Raw genomic sequence first — 5,526 nt, 5'->3', positions numbered from 1 at the left:
CCCAACCCCGCCCGGGTCGACCCACCGACACCGGGCCACCCCCGCACACCCAAAACCCGCCGTGGTACAGGCTATTTACCGGTCAGATCATGGGGGCGTGCCTTCGGTGGCGCGGACCTGGATGAGTGGAGGAGGCGGGTGCTGTGAGTGAGCCGGATTTCGACCGGATGAGCAAGGATGAGGTCATCACCTGGTTTCAGGCCACTGACAGTCTGGCGCCGGTGATCAGGTCGATGACCACTGTGCCGGCGACTGGCGCCGCACCGGAGGCGCCGATGATGCTGGTGAGCATCCGGCTGCCCGTCGCGCTCGTGGAGCAACCCGACAGCATCGTCGGGGAGTCGGCGACCCGCCGGTCCGACGTGATCCGCGACGTCCTGACCGGGTACGTGGCGTCCCGTACCGTGCCGGTCGGCCAGCACGAGGCAGAGCGGGCCCTCGAGGTGCTCCGCCGCATCGTCACCGCGTACACCGGCGAGGGCCACGCCGACGCGGCCTGACCTACCCACCGCAAGGGGCAGACAACACGATCGACGGACCTCGGGGTGGGCGTGCGGCCAGGTGCCGGGAACGGACGTCGTGAAGGGGACTGCTGGCGGTCGGGGAAACTCGGATCACCTCGTCAGCGACCTGCCCACCGACCAGGTGACGAGCCCACTGCGACTTCAAGTTCCCCGCGTGTAGCAGCGCCCGGATCGGCCAACCGTGCGCGACGGCCTCGTGGATCCGGGCGTTCGCCCAGCACCAGGAACTCACTCAGGCGATGCCTCGTGTCTGATTCTGGGCATGGCCGCATCTTCTCCCATAGGAGCGACCGGCCTGCCCAGCGACCCCGTCAGCGCGTTCAGCGCCGCAGCAGGTCCATGTGCACGGCCCGCAGCCGCGCCAGCGCCGGGTCGCTGGCCGACGGGATCCGCCGGTCAAGCTCGGCCCAGACCTCCGCGAGGGCGTCGGTCAGCACCCGCAGGTCGTTGGCGTGCTGGCGGGCGCCGCGCTGTCGCGTCTGCTCCAACCGGCGCTCCCAGCCGGCGGTGACCTCGGCGATCCGCCCCGCATCGGCGCGTGCCTGCGCGACGCTCCGCGCGGCGGCCGCCGGCACGATGGCGGCGACGGGGCGGGCGTCGCGGTCGTGCTCGATCACCGTGACGGTGTCGGTCAACTCGGCGAGTGCGACGAGTTGGGCCAGCCGGGTGCGGGCCTCACGTAACGACAGGGCCTGCGGCCGGACGTGCTCTGGATCCAGGGCGGGGGCAGCCATACGGTCATGGTGCCCGTCGGGTACGACATTCGATGCGTACCCGGGTCCGGATTCCTGCGTCGAGCCCGCTTCACACCGCGCCCCGATACCCTTGTGGGGAGGCGCCGCAGCGAGGTGATGGTTTCCATGGGTAGGTCCGGCGAGAGCGGTCACCTGCTGGTGGCCACCAACAAGAGGGCGCGGCACGACTATCAGATCCTGCGTACCTACGAGGCGGGGATAGTCCTGGTCGGCACTGAGGTGAAGTCGCTGCGGGCCGGTCGAGTGTCGCTGGTGGACGCCTTCGCGCAGCAAGGGGACCGCGAAATCATGCTGCACGGGCTGCACATCGCCGAGTACGGCTTCGGGAATCGGACAAACCACCAGCCCCGGCGTACCCGAAAGCTGCTCCTGCGTCGGGTGGAGATCGATCGGATCCTGGAACGCCTTCGGGAGGGCGGCCTGACGCTCGTACCGTTGTCGCTGTACTTCGCGAACGGTTGGGCGAAGGTCGAACTCGGCCTCGCGAAGGGCCGGCGCAGTTTCGACAAGCGGCAGGCCATCGCCGAACGGGAAGCGAACCGGGAGATCGCCCGGGAGTTCAGCCGTCGACTCAAGGGCAGGCCCCGCCACCAGGGCTGACCAACCACGCCGACCGCAGCCTGTGCCGTTCGAGAAGTCGGTTTCGGCTACGCGGCCTGCTCATACTCGTTGATCAACCCGTGGACGACCTTCCTGCGCTGTATTCGGACGGCATCCAGGTTGGTCACCGGCACTGGGAGGGTGTCCCGGTCGGGTGGGTGTTGCCTGCGCTCCGCGAACGCGTTCGCCCGGGGTGCCTGCGGTGGCGTTCAGAGCACTTCGACACCCTCGGCCTGGAACACGGTGTCGAACGCGGCGGTGCACTTGGCGTGCCGGTCCCGGATCAGGAACCGGAACTGGTTCGCCTGATCGCCCAGGTCCATCATGAGGTTGCGGGCCTGCTGTGCCACCCAGTCGCCGGTCGGGTTCGTGGTGGCGCCCAGCAGGTGGACTCGCTGGGTAGCGATCTCCATGAGGAACAGGACGTAGACGCGGGTCAGCCCTGTGGGTGCCGGAAACCTCGTCCATCCTGGTCATGGCCTTCGGTGCCAGGCCAGCAACGTCGCTGGGGGTGACGATCCGATGTTCCCGCATTCGACGCGGCAGCAGGCGAGCCAGGCCCGACAGGATCGCCCGGTCCGGCCACGACAGCTGCGGCCTGCCGGGAACCTGCCGGCAGAGCACCGCTACCTCATGCTGCAGCGCGAGGACCTCGATCAGCAACGCTTTGTCGCCGCGGATCAGCAACCCCAGCCCGTTGAACAGCCGGATCATCCCCAGGTACAGCAACCGCACGACATACCGACGATCATTAACCCAAGCCGAGAACTCCCAGCTCACAGCATGTGCGACGAGTTGTGGCACGGTACTGCCTGACTGCCGGTTCGGCAGGTCAGACCCCTGATGATCTTGCGCGCTCGAAGGAACTCGAACCCCTAACCTTCCGATCCGTAGTCCAAAGCAGATGATTGGGTTCATCCTATTTCGACTCTGGTCCTGGAATGGTCCCACGGCAACCAGCTCAGTCCGGCCCGATCCTGGTGTGTCCGCCCAGGTCCCGGCCATGCAGGGCCTCGCCATCGACATGTATGAACGATCTCGGCGGCTCGCCGAAGCCGCCCGCACTCCGGCTGGGTCCCGGTGCGTCCGTGCCTGTTCCCCGACGTTCGAGCACCCAGGGAGCACCACGCTCGCCGCTGGTGGTCGATGTCTGGTTCGACCGTCGGGACTGCGCCCGCCCTTGCCGCCTCATCGGAGTCGTCCATCCCGGTCCTACTCGTGACTGTCAGGCAGGTGCGCGGCGACGGTGTGGGTGCCGGATAGCTCCGTCTATCCTGGTCATGGCTCACCGCCGAACTCGGCCGCGTCGACAGCGAACTGGCGGCCCTGGCGACCACCCGCACCACCCTGCGTGCGCTCGCCGTCGTCGACCCGACCTTCGCCGGCACCCCTACCAGCAGATCCTGGAAGTCCTCGCCACCGCACCCGCCGGGATGCGGGCGAAGGGCATCTGCCTCGCGCTCGGCGTCGAGCCCTCACTGAAACACGTCGAAGGCACCCGCGCGAAGCTCAAACGCATGGTCAACCGCCAGGTCCTTACCGAAGGCGAACCCGGAGTATTCACTCTCGCCCCGAAAAAGACGAAATCTTCCGAACTGCCCTCTCAGGGAAGCTCACGGCCGTAGGCCGCGATGATTCCGCCTTGTCGTGCAACACGGGTGGTGCGCAGCTTCGTGTTAGGGGTGAGCAGGGAGGGCGGGTTGACATTCGAAGATTATGTGGCGGCGCGATTGCCGGCGCTGCTGCGGCAGGCGACGGTGCTGGCCGGCGATCCGCACGTGGCTGAGGACGTCGTTCAGGACGTCCTCGTCAAGGCGCAGCCGAGGTGGGCGCGGATCTGCGAGTTGGACGCACCGGACGCGTACCTGCGCAAGATGATCGTAAATGAGCTGCTGTCCGCCCGGCGGCGGATAGCTGCCGCCCTCCGCCGGGAACGGGTTCAATGGCCGGCACCGGTCCAGGACGACGTCGACGTGATCGTGCTGCGTGAGGCGACCCTGCAGGTGATTCGTACCCTCCCGGTCCGTCAACGCCTCGTGATCGCGCTGCGCTTCTACGAGGACATGTCCGACGCCGACATCGCCGCGTTACTGGACTGCACCGAGGGGACGGTACGCAGTCAAGCGTCGCGTGCGCTGGCCAAGTTACGTGGGATGGCGGCGACGCAGCCGGTACGGGAGGACAAATGATTGACGCCGATGCCATCCGAAGCGCCCTCGCCGCCCTCGCCGACGAGGCCCCGCCACCGGACCGGATCCGCGCTTCGCTGGACATTCGCGTGCGGCGGCACCGCCAACGCCGACTGGTCCTGCGGCTCGCCGGCGCCGGTACGGTCGCGGCCACTACCGGCGTCGCGGCGGCTGGAGCGTGGCGCTTCGCCCGGCCACCGGAGTCGAGGTTCCCGGTGCTGCACGCCGGTCACGGTGGCGGCTGGCTGGAGGTTCCCCTGCGCTTCCGTCCGACATGGCTGCCCCATGGGTACGGCGAGGGCCAACGTAGCGTCGTCGTGGATGGGACGCAGGCTCCCGTGCTCTCGCGGGTCTGGCAGACAGGCGCCGTGAGCCAGGGGATCTCGTTGCTGGTCGGCTGGCACTCATCGCTTGATCCCGACCGGCCAAACGGCCCGACGACAACGATCGATGTCAATGGGGTGCCGGGTCGGCTCATCCAGGTCGGCGATCAGAATCTCGGCACGTACCTCACCTGGCAGCCGACTGGCCAGCCACAGCTGTTGATCAGCGTACACACCGATGATAGCGCGAAGGCTCAACAGAATCTGGCCGTTCGGGTCGCGCGCTCAGTGCGACCAGATCCGGGAGTCACCTCGGTCGGCCCGCGCTTCGGGTGGCTGCCGCTGGACCTTGCTGCCGTGCCCTGGCGGCTGGCACACGGATTCGCGGGCACCAACTGGGTTCAGGATGTGAGTGTGAGCGGCACCGGCGGACGGCAGCTCCTCATCAGTATGGGGACCAGCGCCGAGATGCGCCTGGCGAATACGTTCGCCACTGCTCCGATCCGCATCCGCGACTGGAGCGGCTGGCAGGTGCCGGAGATGACGCAGCTCTTCCTGATGCTGCCCGACGGCGTTGAGGTGTTTGCCCAACTCGACGATGGACCCGGCGGCGAACAGGTCATGCCCACCCTCATACGGATCATCGAGGAGTTCGAGTTCGGACCATGGCCGGACATGAGCTGGATCGGTGGACGTTGAGGGGGTCTGTTGCGTTGGGGGAAGCCTGATCAACTTCGGGTTGCCCGGTGTGGTCTTCTTGCCTGGTGAGGTCGTCGTCCCGTGTCCGGTTCTGGTCCCAGCCGTCGTCGACGTTCGTCGGGTTCCGGTTTCCGTCTGAGGTGATCGTTTTGGCGGTGCCTGGTACCTGCGTTTCAACCTCTCGTACCGGGATGTGGAGGAGTTGCTGGTCGAGCGGGGTGTCGAGGTGGATCACGTCACCGTGTACCGGTGGGTGCGGCGGTTCACCCCGCTCTTGGCCGATGCGGCCCGGTTCGCTCGTCACTCACCTGGTGACCGGTGGTTCGTGGATGAGACCTACGTCAAGGTCAACGGTGTTTGGCGGTACGCGTAGCGGTAGTTGTCAAGTCAAGTTGAGACGGTTTGTTCCTGCTGGGTTGGCGGGTTGATCCAGGCC

At 67.2% G+C, this 5,526-nt stretch carries 7 protein-coding genes and 1 pseudogene; 6 read left to right on the top strand and 2 right to left on the bottom strand.

Annotated features, from left to right (window positions below):
- Nucleotides 1-143: 143 nt before the first annotated feature.
- Nucleotides 144-500, top strand: coding sequence for a hypothetical protein (locus ACFHVL_RS30625; protein WP_416632080.1), 357 nt, complete (start codon nt 144-146; stop codon nt 498-500).
- A gap of 344 nt (nt 501-844) precedes the next feature.
- On the opposite strand, the gene ACFHVL_RS30620 is transcribed toward ACFHVL_RS30625, so the two are convergent.
- Nucleotides 845-1,258, bottom strand: coding sequence for a type II toxin-antitoxin system Phd/YefM family antitoxin (locus ACFHVL_RS30620; RefSeq protein WP_416632078.1), 414 nt, complete (start codon nt 1,256-1,258; stop codon nt 845-847).
- A 126-nt stretch (nt 1,259-1,384) separates the two neighbouring features.
- Between ACFHVL_RS30620 and smpB the strand changes: the two genes are divergently transcribed.
- The gene (gene smpB, locus ACFHVL_RS30615; protein ID WP_416632077.1) at nt 1,385-1,879 is read left to right on the top strand and encodes an SsrA-binding protein SmpB; all 495 of its coding nucleotides are present in this window, start codon (nt 1,385-1,387) and stop codon (nt 1,877-1,879) included.
- A gap of 209 nt (nt 1,880-2,088) precedes the next feature.
- Here the strand turns inward: smpB and ACFHVL_RS30610 are convergent, their stop codons facing one another.
- Nucleotides 2,089-2,292 carry a hypothetical protein gene (locus ACFHVL_RS30610; RefSeq protein ID WP_416632075.1) on the bottom strand — a complete coding sequence of 68 codons (204 nt, stop codon included), beginning with the start codon at nt 2,290-2,292 and terminating at the stop codon, nt 2,089-2,091.
- 109 nt (nt 2,293-2,401) lie between these two features.
- Here ACFHVL_RS30610 and ACFHVL_RS30605 point away from each other — a divergent pair, with 109 nt between their 5' ends.
- The 4 genes and pseudogenes from ACFHVL_RS30605 to ACFHVL_RS30590 form a co-directional block, all read left to right on the top strand.
- A complete protein-coding gene (locus ACFHVL_RS30605) occupies nt 2,402-2,695 on the top strand; it encodes a hypothetical protein (protein WP_416632073.1) in 294 nt (97 codons plus the stop codon).
- Nucleotides 2,696-3,579: 884 nt separating this feature from the next.
- A complete protein-coding gene (locus ACFHVL_RS30600) occupies nt 3,580-4,068 on the top strand; it encodes a SigE family RNA polymerase sigma factor (RefSeq protein ID WP_416632072.1) in 489 nt (162 codons plus the stop codon).
- Between the two features lie 215 nt (nt 4,069-4,283).
- Complete coding sequence (locus ACFHVL_RS30595) at nt 4,284-5,090, top strand: hypothetical protein (RefSeq protein WP_416632071.1); 807 nt, start codon at nt 4,284-4,286, stop codon at nt 5,088-5,090.
- A 65-nt stretch (nt 5,091-5,155) separates the two neighbouring features.
- A pseudogene (locus ACFHVL_RS30590) lies at nt 5,156-5,457 on the top strand (hypothetical protein); the annotation flags it as partial.
- Nucleotides 5,458-5,526 lie beyond the last annotated feature (69 nt).

The sequence above is a fragment of the Micromonospora sp. LOL_023 genome (genome assembly GCF_048060115.1).
Lineage (GTDB): Bacteria > Actinomycetota > Actinomycetes > Mycobacteriales > Micromonosporaceae > Micromonospora_E.
This window is presented reverse-complemented; position numbering and strand designations above follow the sequence as displayed.